The organism is Latilactobacillus parasakei (assembly GCF_049674265.1).
Lineage (GTDB): Bacteria > Bacillota > Bacilli > Lactobacillales > Lactobacillaceae > Latilactobacillus > Latilactobacillus sakei.
On the sequence record NZ_CP186861.1, the window covers coordinates 1,167,533 to 1,182,150 of the forward strand.

Sequence of the window (14,618 nt, forward strand, 5' to 3'; positions counted from 1 at the left end):
ACCTCGTTTGTTTGTTGTTTAAAACCGAATTATTTCTTATCGACAGCGTGGCCACCAAATTCGTTTCTTAAAGCGGCAACAACTTTGCCTGTAAAGGTATCATCTTCAAGTGAGCGATAACGCATCATCAATGATAACCCAATTACTGGCGTTGGCACTTGCAATTTCAAGGCTTCATCCAATGTCCATTGACCTTCACCTGAAGAATGCATAATGCCTTTTAAAGACTCTAATTCTGGATCTTTAGAAAAGGCTGATTGTGCTAATTCCATTAGCCAACCGCGAATTACTGAACCGTTGCTCCAAACCTTGGCAACTGCTTCGTTGTCATATTCGAAACGGCCGTGTTCTAAGACATCAAAACCTTCTGCGATTGATTGCATCATCCCGTATTCAATCCCGTTATGAACCATCTTCAAGTAATGACCACTTCCAGCTTTACCTGTGTAAAGGTAGCCATCTTCTTGGGCAATTGATTTAAAGATGGGTTCGATTGTCTTGAAGGCTTCGGGGCTGTCGCCACCAATCATGAAGTTCCCGTTAGCGTTGGCACCACTCATCCCGCCTGAAGTACCAGCGTCGAAGAAATGAATCCCTTGTTCTTTTAAAAGTGCATTATGGCGTTCTGAATCTTCAAAGAATGAATTACCACCGTCAATCACCATATCTCCGGCATTCATTTTTTCACTTAATGTTTGAATCGTGACATCTGTTGGTTTACCAGCTGGTAACATGACCCACACAATTCGAGGACTCGTTAATTGTGCTAAAACATCGTCTAAATCCGTTGCCGCTGTGGCACCTAAGTTAACGGCTTCTTCAACCGCTGCTTGATTTAAATCAAAAGCCACAACTTCGTGACCGTTCCGTCGTAAGTTGGCTACTAAGTTGATACCCATTTTGCCTAAACCGACCATTGCTAATTTCATTTTTAAGTCCCCTATCTGCTTATCCTTTTATCTTACAAACTCATTATATGTAAATTTTTTTCACAATGCAAGCGTTTTAGAGAAAATTATTTTCGTATTTTTATTTTTATGCTATACTAGGGCTAATCATTACTAGGGGGTCCCGACAATGGTGCAAGCAATCGATTCATTATTACGATCTTATTATGATAATTTTAGCGAAAAATATAAGCAAATCGCTGACTATATTTTCCAAGAAACACAATTCAATCAGCGTTTAACGATTCAAGAATTCGCCGCCAACTGTGGGGTCTCCACCGCGACAATTTCACGTTTCGCTAAAATATTAGGCTTCGATAATTTTCAAGCCTTCAAGATGGCACTCCTGGCCAAAGAAGCCAACACCTCACCACTTTTTCATGAAATCAATGCAAACGACACTTTTACAACGATGGCCGAAAAAATCTTCACTTCTAACAGCAACGCGCTAAAAGCGACTTGGTCGTTATTAACTGAAGAACAGCTTCAAAAAGCAGTCGCCTTAATCAACCGTGCCCACCTACTCAGTTTATTTGGCTTAGGGGCTTCTGGGATTGTGGCCCAGGATGGTTACCACAAATTTCTCAGAACCAGCATCCCTACCGTCTTCAATCAGGATTATCATTTGCAACTCATGCAAGCGACAAAACTAACCAATCAAGATTGCGCGATTATCATTTCACACAGTGGTCAAAATAAGGACGCTTTAGAACTCGCCCGCATTTTAAAAGAGCGCCAAGTCCCACTGATCGTCATCACCAGTTTTGGTAATTCAAGCCTTGCTAAGCTCGGCGATATCACCTTACTTTCAATTTCAGAAGAAACTAACTACCGGGCCGAAGCGCTGCATGCTTTAATCGCTCAAATTAGTCTTATCGACAGCCTCTTCATGATGGTGGCCGTCAATAATGGTCAAGAAACAGAACAAAGCTTTAAGGAAATCAGAGCCGAAATCGATCGAACCCGACAATAAAACGAGAACTATCAAAAAGAGGTACCGACAAGAAAATTGTCGGCACCTCTTTTTTTAGCGATCAACCGTGATATTTTGAGAAATGGGTGCCGTCTCACCAGCTTGACCATCTCTAAGAGAACCATTTTGAACGGTGATGTTAACCTTGTGTCCCGGTTTAGGAGTTAGTTTAATAATATCGATACCTTGTGCGCCAGCGTATTGCTTTAGAACAATACCGCCACCTGCTAGACTTGCTTTATTCCCCGCAGGTTCTCCTTGTTCTTCTCTGTATTGGATGTTTTGCGCGGCCACTATCGCCTGTGCTTCAGCAGCCGAAATGGGACTCACCGCATTAGTCGTCGGTTGACTCGTATTGGCTTGTCCACTGCCTTGCCCACTAACAATATTGGCAAAGCCCGTCTTCAAATCCGTATTAGCTGTGACGCTGAAATGAAGTCGGTTATCTGGTGCCCCCTGATTTTGAGAGGTAATCAAGACCACTGGTTGCCCATTATGGAACGTAAATAAGTATAAGTGGCCCCCAACTGTCCCGCCATCGACATCGCAATAGATTGCAACGATATTATAGTCCGCACTGCCGGTCCCATCAGTACTCCAAGCGGCCGTCACCGGCGTATCGTCGACTGCTAAATCGGTCTGCGCTAACTTACTGGGAAAATGAATACCAGCATAATTAGTATCCCGCGTTAAGTCGTAAGATTGGTACGTTTGCCCCATCGTCGTTCCCCAACTACTCATAAAAGTCGCCAAAGCTTGTTTCTTGTTACTATCCCACAACGCCTTTACTTGTTTAGTTTGCGTCTGTGGTTGTGATTGTTTTTTTGACTGTGACACACTCGAAGTCGTTTCTTTACGGACTTGCTTTTGACTGCTAGTTACTGCTGTCACTTTTTTAGAATGACTGGTACTCGTTGATTTGGTTTGTTGTTCGCCCTTGACTGAACAAGCCCCCAATAAACTCACTACTGCAACGGTTAAAATAAGTCGCCAACTATTTTTCATCTGTGATAGCCCCCAATTAATCTATTTTTATTTTAACGATATCGTACCCTTGTATATCGGTTTGATAGGTCGTTTTATCTACAAATGGTTCACCGGTAATAGTGAAATTTTCTTTTAGATCACTCACTGCAATTCGCAAACTATCTTCTAAACGCTTGCGACTACCATCTTCTTCTTTATCACCTTCATAGAGCACGTGCTTTTTAACCCGCACATTAAAATCGAATCTTAAGTATTTATTCCCCATTTGATAATAGAGGCTAAGTGACCGCTGCCCGTTAACCAATAACGCGTGGACTAACTGTCCCTCTTGCGGATTTAAATGGTTAGTGGCCCCATATTCTGCTATTTGAGCAGCGGATTGTTTCTTCACCGCTTGATCAATTGCTTTAATGTTTTTAATTGTGATTTGATCTGCTGGCAATCCGGCCATTTTAAAAGTCACTGTTTGATTCTTTTGACCACTGTACAAATACTGACCGCCATCGTTTAATGCTTTAGCGAGCGCTGCAGCTGTTGCCGTAAACCGATCGCCATTGCTAATATTTTTATTTTCTTTTACAAACAAATCAGTCACATTCTCGTGACGCCCATGTGCAGTATACAAAATCTGAATCATCGCATGATGGTTGGTACCCGTATACTTCTTAGTAAAATCACTTCGCTTAAAAGTCGTAATTCTTGTTTGTTTACCCAATCCCTTCGCTTTAAAAGTTTTCGTAACCTCTTTAAAGTAGGGTTGGTCCGATTTGTCAGTCAATGTCACTTTAAATTTTTGACCGTTCTTCAAGCCACTGGCCATCTCACCATTGAGGACCGTTCGACTCATATGCGAAAGATAATCGCTGATACCTGCCATATCTTTTTGTTCGAGCGATAAGTTATTAAAGCCATTGCCGTCTTCCAAATCTGAGACGCTCCCGGCATTATTGACAAACGCAGTCATAACCTTTTTACTAATTTTGGCTTCATGCCCTTCATAAAGGGCAACTTTTTTAAAGACCGCCAACTCACTAGCCTTCGTCAATTCAGCTGACCCATGTCCGTTGTAGCCCTCGTAGTTAAATTGGGCACCGTCCAATAATGAATGCGCCCCACACCCGCTCAGAAAAAGTATCAGCCCCAGTGCAAGCCCCCAAAAAAGTAACCATTGTCGTTTCATATGATTAATATCCCCCAATATCATTTTTAACCACCAGTTCTTAAAATTGACAGTCCCCTGCTTAAAATCTGATAATTAATAATTGTATTATACCGTTAACGAATCATTATTGCTACTTTTTTTATAAAAACGTAGCTTTCCAGCTCTTTTAACAGTTTAAACAAACCTCTATCGTTAAGGTTAGATAATCATGATAGGAGCTTACCGAATGCTAGATACAATTAGTCAGATGATTCGCGAACACCGTAAGCAACTAGGGCTAACCATTGAAGAACTGGCCGAGAAATCTGGCAGTTCTTACAGCTTTATTTCTCGGATTGAACGCGGTGAAGTTGATAACTTAAAAATCAAAAAACTCAACGATATCGCCGAAGCATTGGGGATTGAGCTAATTGACTTTTTTGGCGATCCAGCACTATCAGGTGCTCAAACCTTAAAGTTGGTACATTACCTAACACAACTCCCTGAAGATAAGCGTGAAGAAGTATCGGCTGCACTTTTAAAAATCATTCAACTCTAACCTAAAAAAGACACGTACAAGTCAGCTTGTACGTGCCTTTTTTTAATATCTTTAATTAAAAACCATGCCGCCATCGATAATTAAAGCTTGGCCAGTCATATAGTTAGAATCTGGTCCAGCCAAATAAGCAACACAAGCTGCCACATCTTCTGGTTCTGATAAGCGGCCCAGCGTGATGTCTTTGGCAAATTGTTGCATGCCCCATTCATCATCCTTGCCCGCATTTTGACCAACTTTATGTGCGATGTCCATCATCATTGGTGTTTTAACGATCCCTGGGCAATAAGCGTTAACCGTAATCCCTTGGTCAGCTAAATCACGGGCTGCGGTTTGCGTAATCCCCCGAATCGCAAATTTAGTGCCACCATATAAAGCAAGTTCTGGATTACCGACTTGCCCAGCTTGTGACGAAGCATTGATAATTTTACCACCATGGCCAAGGTCTCTGAAGGCTTTAACAGCTGCTTGAATACCCCAGTAAACACTACCGACATTAATCGCATATACTTTTTCAAATTGTTCCGGTGTAATAGTTTCGATTGGGGTTGTTGGGCCAACACCTGCGTTATTCACAACAACATCTAACCCACCCAGTTCAGCAACCGTTGTTTCAACTGCTGCAAATACTTGATCACGATCAGAAACGTCAACCTTAACTGCGATAGCCCGGCCCGTTTCGTTAATTTCAGCTGCAACTGCTTGGGCACCTTCTAAATTGAAATCAGCGATGGCAACTGCAAAACCGTCGTTTGAAAGACGCTGTGCGATTGCTTTACCAATTCCTTGTGCTGCACCTGTAATAAACGCTACTTTTTTTGTCATAATCAGTACCTCCTAATTGTATAAGTTAATTATACAATTAAAACGGTTACAATGACAGCGCTATCTATCATTTATCGCGATAAGCGGGCACCGCCACCACTTTGTGCGATCGCTTCAATTTCTGCTTCACTCATTAAATTAAAGTCGCCGGCAATTGTCAATTTGGCCACACTAGCCGCTAATCCGAATTGCAACATTTTATCAGGCGTAAAGTTATTTAATAACCCATGCATTAAGCCTGCGCCAAAAGCATCTCCTGCAGCGACTCCTTCCATAACGTGCATTTGATAAGTGCCCGTTTCAAAGAATTGATCATCTTTCAATAACAATGCTAACCATTCGCTATCTTCGACGGAACGAATATTTCGTAAAATGCTGGCAACCATTTGGCAGTTAGGGAAAATTTGCCGTACTTGTTGCATTGCTGCTTTGAAGGATTCTTTTTGCGCGATGCCATGACTCTCATCGCCATCAAAGGCTTGAATTCCGAGTGTTGCTTCAAAGTCTTCATCATGAGCAATACAAATTGTGACATACGGCATTAAGCGTTTAATCGTTGCTTGTGCCTGTTCTGGTGACCATAACTTCCCACGATAGTTTAAATCACAAACTACTGGAATATCGTGTGCTTGACAATATTGGCAAGCTGCCTCGGCTGCTTGCGCCAATTCAGCCGAAATAGCGGGTGTAATCCCTGAGAAATAGAAATAATCAATATCTTCAAAAATCGTTGCCCAATCGAATTCACTAGCGGTCATTGTCGCAAAACTACTATGTGCCCGATCATAAACAACATTAGTTGAACGAACACTGGCACCTTTTTCAAAGAAATATAAGCCCAAGCGGCCATCACCGTATTGAATCTTAGTCGTATCAACACCGTATCCCCGCAAAGTTTGCATACCCTTTTGCCCTAATAGATTCTCCGGCAGCTTCGTTAAATAAGCGACCTGATCCCCTAAAAGTGCCAACGAAACAGCGACGTTCGCTTCTGCACCACCATATGAAGCTTCGAAACTATCCGCTTGTAATAAACGTTGATTCCCCGGCGTCTTCAAACGCATTAACAATTCACCAAAAGTTAAAACTTTCATCCTAAATCCCCCTACTGACGCTATTTGATTTCTAGTATACAGCTAAATGTAAGGGGTTACATCAAGTGCTTGTAAAATCTTAATATCCGATACAAAAAAAGTGTCACAGATTAATTATCCGTGACACTTTTTCTTTATTTAATTTCGGCTAATGTTTTTTCAAGATGTGCTAAGACACGATCTTTACCTAGTAATTCGATTGAATCTGGTAATGATGGGCCATGCATTTCGCGCGTCGTTGCAATCCGAATTGGCATGTACAATAGACGACCTTTGATCTTCGTATCTTTTTGGATGCCTTTGATAATTTGCATAATCCGTGGTGCTGTGAATAATGTCAAATCTTTCAAGCGTTCGCTGAATTCCTTCAAAACAACCGGTGCTGTTTCGTTATTTAATTCTTCAAGCGCTTCTGCATCTAATTGTTCAGGTTCTTCGAAGAAGACATCTGACATTTCAACGATTTGAGCTGTGTAACTCATTTGATCTTGGTATAACGCGATCAAATGACGCGCCCATTCGATAGTCTTGCTATCAGGATTTTCGGCGATTTTACCCGCTTTAATCAAGCTGTCCAATGAAAGATCCATGATCTTGTTAGGATCTGATTGTTTAACGTATTGGTTATTTACCCATTCGAGTTTCTTTTGATCGAAACTAGCAGGCGATTTGCTCAAACGTTTTGGATCAAATTGTTTGATGAATTCTTGACGGTTAAACAATTCGCTTTCGCCAACTGGTGACCAACCTAATAAAGCAATAAAGTTAAACATTGCTTCTGGTAGGTAACCCAATTCGCGATATTGTTCGATAAATTGAAGCACAGATTCATCACGTTTACTTAGTTTCTTACCTGTTTCAGTATTGATGATTAATGTCATGTGACCAAAAATTGGTGGTTCCCAGCCAAAGGCTTCGTAAACGGCCAATTGTTTTGGTGTGTTGGCGATATGATCGTCCCCACGTAAAACGTGTGTGATTTCCATCAAATGATCATCAACGACAACGGCAAAGTTATAAGTTGGCATGCCGTCACGTTTCATGATGACAAAGTCGCCACCTAAACGATCTGATTCAAAGCTGATTTCACCTTTAACGATGTCATCAAACTTATAAACGTGATCTTTAGGTAAACGAAGACGAACAACTGGTTGCAAGCCTTTTGCTTTAGCAGCTTCTTGGCTCGCTTTGATTTCTGCTTCGCTCATACCTTCGTATTCGTAAACATAACGAGGTGCTTCACCAGCAGCTTTTTGTGCTTCACGTTCTGCCGTTAATTCATCTTCTGTTTTATATGATTCGTAAGCAAGACCCTTTTCAACTAATTCTTGAATAAGGGGTGTATAGATTTCACGACGTTCTGATTGGCGGTAAGGACCATAGTTACCAGGTTTGTCTGGACCTTCATCCCAATCCATGCCTAACCATTTTAAGTTATCTAACTGACTGTTTTCACCGTCTGCAATGTTTCTTTTCGTATCTGTATCTTCGATCCGGATAACGAAAGTTCCCTTATTGTGACGTGCAAATAAGTAGTTAAATAATGCGGTTCTAGCATTCCCAATGTGCAAATGCCCAGTTGGACTTGGTGCATATCGTACACGGATTTTGTTCTTTGCCATAAATAAAAACGCCTCTTTCTAAAATTATACTTGTCTTCTAGTTTACCGTTATTAACCCTAAAAATAAAGGCTCAGTCACTAGGAATCCATAAAAAAACAGATTGGGTTGCCCCAATCTGTTTTTTTCCACTAAATTAACGGAGTGGTGTCCATTGCCATTCTTCAACTTCAGGTAAATCAGTACCTTCATCACGAATGTATTGGTTGTGTTTAGCAACCATATCATCCATTGATTGTGCGAATTGGCCAGCTTGGTCACCAAGCACGTCAATTGCGACTTCTTTAGATAAGTTGTAACGATCCATTTGGTTCAAGACACGCATGTCGAATGGTGTTGTGATATCACCATTTTCACGATAGCCATGAACATGGAGGTTATGGTTGTGACGGTCGAAGAAGATGTCACGCACTAAGCCTTCGAAACCATGGAAAGCGAAGACAACTGGTTTGTCTTTTGTAAAGTACATATCAAATTCTTCATCTGTTAAGCCACGAGGATCCACTTTAGGTGAACGAAGTTTCAATAGATCAACAACGTTAATGAAACGAATCTTCATGTCAGGATATTGTTTGTGCAAGATTGAGATAGCAGCCAAACTTTCAAGTGTTGGTTCTGTCCCAGCAGCTGCAATCACAACGTCTGGTTCAGCATCTTGATCTGTACTTGCCCAATCAATAATCTTCAAGCCGTTTTTAACTAAGACAGTTGCTTCATCAATTGAGAACCATTGTTGACGTGGGTGTTTTGAAGCAATCACTAAGTTAATCTTTTCTTGGCTTTGGAAGACAGTATTCATTGTTGCCAATAATGTGTTGGCATCAGCTGGTAAGTATTCACGGATGAATTCAGGTTTCTTTTCAGCTAAGTGTGTTAAGACACCTGGATCTTGGTGAGTGTAACCATTGTGATCTTGTTGGAAAACAGTTGAAGTTGCAATCACGTTCAATGAAGGATACTTATTACGCCATGCTTGTTCGTCTGCTTTTCTTAACCACTTGAAGTGTTGTGTTAACATTGAATCCACAACGCGCAAGAATGATTCGTAACTTGCGAAGAAGCCGTGACGACCTGTTAAGACATAGCCTTCTAACCAGCCTTCAGCTTGATGTTCTGATAATTGTGAATCAAGGACACGGCCTTCTGTTGCCATGAATTGATCATTTGGTTCTTTGATTGGTTCCATCCATTGACGGTTTGTCACATCAAAGATGTGGTTCAAACGGTTTGACATTGTTTCGTCAGGGCCAAAGATTCTGAAGTTTTTGTTTTGATCATTGTCTTTAATAATATCGCGGACATATTCACCTAAAACGATCATGTCTTGCGCAACAACTTTACCATGTTCTGTGTTATCCACAGCGTAGTCACGGTAATCTGGCAAGCGAAGTGGTTTAGGATCAATCCCACCATTTGTAATTGGGTTAGCAGCCATTCGTTTGTCGCCCTTAGGTGCCATTGCAGCGATTTCAGGTTTTAATTGACCTTCAGCTGTAAATAATTCTTCTGGACGATATGACTTCATCCAATCAACTAATGCATCGGCATGTTGCATGTCAGTGCTATCAATTGGCACTGGAATTTGATGTGCACGGAATGAATTTTCAATTGGTACGCCATCCCATGTCTTAGGACCTGTCCAGCCTTTAGGAGCGCGGAAGACAATCATTGGCCATACTGGACGTGATGTATCGCCGTTTTCGCGAGCAGCTTTTTGAATCGCTTGGATTTTTTCGATGGCTTCATCCATTGCAGCAGCAGTTGCTGGGTGCATTTTTTCAGGATCGTCGCCTTCAACAAAGATTGGTTCCCAACCATTACCTTCGAAGTATTTTGTTAATTCTTCGTCACTCTTACGTGAAAGGATTGTTGGGTTAGAAATCTTGAAACCATTTAAGTTCAAGATTGGCAAGACAGCACCATCATTTTTAGGATTGATAAATGTGCTTGATAACCATGATGCAGCCAATGGGCCAGTTTCAGCTTCCCCATCACCAACAACAACAGCTGCGATGACGTCTGGGTTGTCTAAAATTGCACCAACACCGTGTGATAATGAATAACCAAGTTCGCCACCTTCGTGGATTGAACCAGGTGTTTCAGGAGCAGCATGAGAAGCAACGCCACCTGGGAATGAGAATTGTTTGAATAATTTCTTCATTCCTTCAACATCTTGAGAAATTTCTGGATAGATTTCTGTATAACTACCGTCTAGGTATGAATTTGAAACCATGACTTGGCCACCGTGACCTGGGCCTTCAACGTAGAACATGTTCAAGTCATACTTGTTAATAGCACGGTTTAAATGTGCGTATAAGAAGTTTTGGCCTGAGATTGTGCCCCAGTGTCCGATTGGTTTAACTTTAACGTCTTTTTCTTCTAAGGGACGTTGTAACAATGGATTGTCTTTTAAATATAATTGGCCTACTGAGATATAGTTAGCTGCTCGCCAAAATGCATCAACTTTAGCAAGGTATTCTTTACTTGAATAATCTGTCATCGTAATAGCACTCCTTTTTTTAAAAAAGCTTCTGATAGGTTCACTTTATGAATAAGTTGCGTGATTTGCAACTTTTATGTTTCTGCTTACATACTTATCATACTAGATAAAAACTAAAAGTCAACCATTTATTATATTGGGTCGTACCAATTTTGAAAAGATAAAAATAACGGTCTATTCCCGACCGCTGACTGAAACAAAAGTATTGTATTTCATGTACTGATAATGAAGTCGCATTGTTGAAAATTCAAATGGCGTGCCATCATCCAAAAAGAAGATGCCTTCCATGATACCCACGGGTTCAGTTGGCTTTAGTTGCAGCTTGTCTTGATCATCTTGCGTAGAAGGTTCAGCAAAAATGGATAAAAAGGCGCGCGTCACTTCTTGATTTTTTTCCGTTTCTAAATAATTAAAAATTGACCCAGAAATAATCTTTTCAGTCAGTCCCGGCATAATCTTGATGGGGATAAAGCCGGTTTCAATCATGAATGGTTCGTCATCAAACAACCGGAGTCGCTTAATTTCGTATACAAAATCATCTGGTTCCAAAAATAAGTCCCGTTGCAATTCTGCACTGGGCTTGATGACTTGGAAGTCTAATAATTTAATCCCCGGTTTTCGATCGCCAGCCTTAAAGCTATCGGTAACCCCTAGATTAGAGCCGCTGTAATTAAAAAATGAACCACTCTTTAAATATAAAGGATTAATAAAGGTGCCTGAACCGCGTTTCTTAAAAATGATACCTTGATTAGCCATAACGTTTAACGCCCGCTTCACCGAACTACGACTAACCTGATAATGTTCCGTCAACGTTCTTTCGTCGGGTAATTTCATGCTGGGATAAGCACCCGCATTAATTGCCTTTTTTAAATCTGCAATAATTGTTTGATAAACTAAATCAGCCATGCCAAACTCCTTTTAAGTCCTTTTTAGTTCCTGCCTCATTATACAGGATTCTGTCCGGGCGTCTACTTTTTTTAGCGTACAAAAAAAGTGTTAAATAGTTATCTACTTAACACTTCTTCAACGATTCTTGAGTTGGGCTAGCTGGATTCGAACCAGCGCATGACAGGATCAAAACCTGTTGCCTTACCGCTTGGCCATAGCCCAATAAAGTATGATGTTATTGCAACTTCGCAATAGCACCCTACTATAATACTATTTTATGCTGAATTTGTCACTACTAAATCCAGTTTTTTTGTTATTTTTTCTACCAAACGAACAAACCAACCGTTGCGGCAGAGAGTAATGAGACCAAAATCCCAGATAAGAGCATGTAGCCGACGTTTTTAGCAATCATATCATTCTTTTCACGATCAACTAAGCCCTTGAAGGCGCCGATGATCATGCCGACTGTTGAGAAGTTGGCAAATGATGTGACAAAAACGGTTAAAACTGCTTGATAATGTGGTGCAAAAGTTGTGATTGAATTTTGAACTTTACCCATGACAACGAATTCGTTCGTCACTAACTTCGTGCCCATATATTGTGCAAATTCAAAGGCGTGGCTGACATCTAAGCCCATCAACCAGGCAAATGGGAACATCACGATTCCTAGAAGATGTTCAAGGGTAATCCAAGGGTTAAATAATTGTAATACTTTATCAATCAACGCTGCCAAAGCAACAAAGGCGATGACGTTAGCTGTGATGATTAAAACTAATTTACCGGCATTTAAAATTGAATCCCCTAAGAATGAGAAGAATGGTTCGCGTTCAATCTTACCGTCAGCGGCTTCTTCTTCACCAATTGCTGAACCACTACCACCCATTTTGGCGATTGTGTCTTCTTCTGGTGTCACTTTAACCGGATTTAAAATGTTGGTCACAATAATAGCGTTAATAATATTGACCGGAATAGCGGTTAAGATAAATTGTCCTGGCATCATTTGTGTGTAAGCCCCGATAATTGAAGCCGTCACACAACTCATTGACATCATCGCAAGCGTCAATGTCCGTTCTGCCTTCATTTGTTTCAATTGTAAGCTTGAAACAGCTAATGCTTCTGTATTCCCTAAAAACATCATTTCAACTGCGAAAAATGATTCGAACTTAGGTTGTCCCGTGATTTTAGCTAAACCACGACCTAACCATTTGATAATCCATGGTAAGACACCGATATAAGTTAAGATATCAAATAATGGAATAATCATTAGGATGGGGAGTAACACACTGGCTACGAAATCCATCTGTTTAACATTTACCCAACTTGGCAATGCGAATGCAATCCCCGTGTAAGCAACTTGAACGAGCCAATTAAACCCGTTGGCAGCACCTAAAACGATGTCCCGACCAACTGAAAAACTTGTTAAGAACCAAGCTAATACAAGGTTAATCACTAACATAATTAAAACTGAGCGCCAATCGATATCCTTCTTTTTCTTTGAAAAAAGAAAGCCGACTCCAATAAAAACTAATAACCCTATCACATTTACAAGCAAATACACGTTCCGCCACATCCTTTGTTTGTCTTTTTGTACCATTACAAATAATACCGTTATCGGCACTAAAAGTAAACTGGTTATAACAAAAACAGCGTCATCAAGTAAACTTGATGACGCTGTTTTTGACTATTATTTTATCAAACTATCTTAGTAACTACTTTGCCACTGAGACTGCTCCTGTTGGGGCTGTTGCCAGTTTGACTGTGGTGCACTTTGGGAATATTGGGTCGTATTATCTTGGGTGGTTGTTGTGCTGGCGGCTTCACTGGTTGTCGTGCCATCTTTTAGGACACTTTCTGGATAAATCGTAAATTCATCTTGATATTCCGTTGTCGTAAAGTTCGTGTTTAACGCATTTTGTTTTGTTTCTGCATTATCAATATTCGTTTTCTCTAATCCAAGTGACGTCCGTAAAACATCTGACACGCGTTGAATTTCACTGGTTGTTGGCACTTGGTATGAAGAACCCTCGATTGTTGCATTGCGCCCCTTGAGGTAATCAGAGGTAATATTTTTAGCTGTTGAACGATAATTAGACTGCATAGCAACCATATCATCAAAGCTTAAATCAGTCGCAACACTATCTTCTAATGTTTTCAGTATTGATTCAAAATTAGTTAATGATTTAAAAGAAATAGCTGAACCAACTAGAGATGTAATGACTTGGCGTTGCCGCTTTTGACGACCATAATCACCATCTGGATCCTCATATCTCATTCGAGAATAGTCTAAAGCCTTTTTCCCGTTTAAATGCATCTTCCCTTTAGTGAAGGTACTCCCGTTACTTTTAAATGAAAACGGTACGTTGACATCAACGCCACCAACGGCATCAACAATTTTAGATAATGCCCCCATATTAATCGTTACATAATAATCGATAGGGACATCAAACATCTTCTCAACAGTTTTTTTAGCCATTTTAGAACCACCGACATTATAAGCTGCATTGATTTTTTGCATATTAAACGTCTTAGTCCCTTGTAACTCAGCTAAAGTATCCCGCGGAATGCTGACTAGCTTCACTTGTTCTTTTTTAGGATTGACGGTTGCAACAATCATTGTATCTGAATTACCTTTGTCAATTCGACCTTCAGCACCGGTATCAACACCTAGCAATAAGATTGAAAAGGCCTTTTTATTTTTAATCGCCTTAGAAGCGGCTTCCGATTTATTGATTTTATCGGCTGCAGACTTCAACTGGCTACTGACCCGCATCGCATACGCACCACCTGAAAAAGCAATAATGGCAATGATTAATAAGAATATTTTTAATTTCCGGTGACGTTTACTCTTTTTATATTTATCTTCTCTTGAACCAAAAAAGTTAGAATTCTGCATAAATGATTCCCTTCTACGTTATACTAGCGCGAATGTTATGTATGTTGTCATTATAGACGAATTATCAAAGCAAACAATCATTTTTAAGAAAAGTTATACAATTTTAATATTTATTCTGAAAGGTTTCACGGCTTAATTATCGTTGAAATATGCTAGAATATGTTTAATTATTCATATTTCATGGAGGTTTATTA

The 14,618-nt window shown here is 40.3% G+C and carries 12 protein-coding genes and 1 tRNA gene; 2 read left to right on the forward strand and 11 right to left on the reverse strand.

Going from position 1 to position 14,618, the window contains the following annotated elements; all coding sequences use genetic code 11:
- Window positions 1-29: 29 nt before the first annotated feature.
- A complete protein-coding gene (gene gnd, locus ACPBEH_RS06085) occupies window positions 30-929 on the reverse strand; it encodes a phosphogluconate dehydrogenase (NAD(+)-dependent, decarboxylating) (protein ID WP_424348583.1) in 900 nt (299 codons plus the stop codon).
- 148 nt (window positions 930-1,077) lie between these two features.
- Here gnd and ACPBEH_RS06090 point away from each other — a divergent pair, with 148 nt between their 5' ends.
- Window positions 1,078-1,920 carry a MurR/RpiR family transcriptional regulator gene (locus ACPBEH_RS06090; protein ID WP_424348584.1) on the forward strand — a complete coding sequence of 281 codons (843 nt, stop codon included), beginning with the start codon at window positions 1,078-1,080 and terminating at the stop codon, window positions 1,918-1,920.
- A 54-nt stretch (window positions 1,921-1,974) separates the two neighbouring features.
- Here the strand turns inward: ACPBEH_RS06090 and ACPBEH_RS06095 are convergent, their stop codons facing one another.
- Both ACPBEH_RS06095 and ACPBEH_RS06100 read right to left on the reverse strand, forming a co-directional pair.
- Window positions 1,975-2,925, reverse strand: coding sequence for a DUF4767 domain-containing protein (locus tag ACPBEH_RS06095; RefSeq protein WP_424348585.1), 951 nt, complete (start codon window positions 2,923-2,925; stop codon window positions 1,975-1,977).
- A 16-nt stretch (window positions 2,926-2,941) separates the two neighbouring features.
- Window positions 2,942-4,087 (reverse strand): hypothetical protein, encoded by a 1,146-nt coding sequence (locus tag ACPBEH_RS06100; RefSeq protein WP_424348586.1) that lies wholly within the window; start codon window positions 4,085-4,087, stop codon window positions 2,942-2,944.
- A gap of 208 nt (window positions 4,088-4,295) precedes the next feature.
- Between ACPBEH_RS06100 and ACPBEH_RS06105 the strand changes: the two genes are divergently transcribed.
- A complete protein-coding gene (locus tag ACPBEH_RS06105) occupies window positions 4,296-4,607 on the forward strand; it encodes a helix-turn-helix domain-containing protein (RefSeq protein ID WP_011374003.1) in 312 nt (103 codons plus the stop codon).
- A gap of 51 nt (window positions 4,608-4,658) precedes the next feature.
- On the opposite strand, the gene ACPBEH_RS06110 is transcribed toward ACPBEH_RS06105, so the two are convergent.
- From ACPBEH_RS06110 to ACPBEH_RS06145, 8 genes are all read right to left on the reverse strand, one after another.
- A complete protein-coding gene (locus ACPBEH_RS06110) occupies window positions 4,659-5,429 on the reverse strand; it encodes a (S)-acetoin forming diacetyl reductase (RefSeq protein ID WP_424348587.1) in 771 nt (256 codons plus the stop codon).
- A gap of 71 nt (window positions 5,430-5,500) precedes the next feature.
- Complete coding sequence (locus tag ACPBEH_RS06115; RefSeq protein WP_424348588.1) at window positions 5,501-6,523, reverse strand: PfkB family carbohydrate kinase; 1,023 nt, start codon at window positions 6,521-6,523, stop codon at window positions 5,501-5,503.
- A 134-nt stretch (window positions 6,524-6,657) separates the two neighbouring features.
- Window positions 6,658-8,145, reverse strand: coding sequence for a glutamate--tRNA ligase (gene gltX, locus ACPBEH_RS06120; RefSeq protein WP_076631976.1), 1,488 nt, complete (start codon window positions 8,143-8,145; stop codon window positions 6,658-6,660).
- Between the two features lie 134 nt (window positions 8,146-8,279).
- Window positions 8,280-10,643 carry a phosphoketolase family protein gene (locus tag ACPBEH_RS06125; RefSeq protein ID WP_424348589.1) on the reverse strand — a complete coding sequence of 788 codons (2,364 nt, stop codon included), beginning with the start codon at window positions 10,641-10,643 and terminating at the stop codon, window positions 8,280-8,282.
- Between the two features lie 174 nt (window positions 10,644-10,817).
- Window positions 10,818-11,549 carry a GntR family transcriptional regulator gene (locus ACPBEH_RS06130; RefSeq protein WP_056947344.1) on the reverse strand — a complete coding sequence of 244 codons (732 nt, stop codon included), beginning with the start codon at window positions 11,547-11,549 and terminating at the stop codon, window positions 10,818-10,820.
- Between the two features lie 132 nt (window positions 11,550-11,681).
- A tRNA-Gln gene (locus ACPBEH_RS06135) sits at window positions 11,682-11,753 on the reverse strand.
- A gap of 100 nt (window positions 11,754-11,853) precedes the next feature.
- Window positions 11,854-13,089, reverse strand: coding sequence for a NupC/NupG family nucleoside CNT transporter (locus ACPBEH_RS06140; RefSeq protein ID WP_056947341.1), 1,236 nt, complete (start codon window positions 13,087-13,089; stop codon window positions 11,854-11,856).
- 144 nt (window positions 13,090-13,233) lie between these two features.
- The gene (locus ACPBEH_RS06145) at window positions 13,234-14,424 is read right to left on the reverse strand and encodes an LCP family protein (protein ID WP_424348590.1); all 1,191 of its coding nucleotides are present in this window, start codon (window positions 14,422-14,424) and stop codon (window positions 13,234-13,236) included.
- Between the last annotated feature and the right edge of the window lie 194 nt (window positions 14,425-14,618).

Excerpts from the sequence above, each read along its gene's own strand:
- gnd (WP_424348583.1), bottom strand. The coding sequence starts at position 929 with ATGAAATTAGCAATGGTCGGTTTAGGCAAAATGGGTATCAACTTAGTA.
- ACPBEH_RS06090 (WP_424348584.1), top strand. The coding sequence starts at position 1,078 with ATGGTGCAAGCAATCGATTCATTATTACGATCTTATTATGATAATTTT.
- ACPBEH_RS06095 (WP_424348585.1), bottom strand. The coding sequence starts at position 2,925 with ATGAAAAATAGTTGGCGACTTATTTTAACCGTTGCAGTAGTGAGTTTA.
- ACPBEH_RS06100 (WP_424348586.1), bottom strand. The coding sequence starts at position 4,087 with ATGAAACGACAATGGTTACTTTTTTGGGGGCTTGCACTGGGGCTGATA.
- ACPBEH_RS06105 (WP_011374003.1), top strand. The coding sequence starts at position 4,296 with ATGCTAGATACAATTAGTCAGATGATTCGCGAACACCGTAAGCAACTA.
- ACPBEH_RS06110 (WP_424348587.1), bottom strand. The coding sequence starts at position 5,429 with ATGACAAAAAAAGTAGCGTTTATTACAGGTGCAGCACAAGGAATTGGT.
- ACPBEH_RS06115 (WP_424348588.1), bottom strand. The coding sequence starts at position 6,523 with ATGAAAGTTTTAACTTTTGGTGAATTGTTAATGCGTTTGAAGACGCCG.
- gltX (WP_076631976.1), bottom strand. The coding sequence starts at position 8,145 with ATGGCAAAGAACAAAATCCGTGTACGATATGCACCAAGTCCAACTGGG.
- ACPBEH_RS06125 (WP_424348589.1), bottom strand. The coding sequence starts at position 10,643 with ATGACAGATTATTCAAGTAAAGAATACCTTGCTAAAGTTGATGCATTT.
- ACPBEH_RS06130 (WP_056947344.1), bottom strand. The coding sequence starts at position 11,549 with ATGGCTGATTTAGTTTATCAAACAATTATTGCAGATTTAAAAAAGGCA.
- ACPBEH_RS06145 (WP_424348590.1), bottom strand. The coding sequence starts at position 14,424 with ATGCAGAATTCTAACTTTTTTGGTTCAAGAGAAGATAAATATAAAAAG.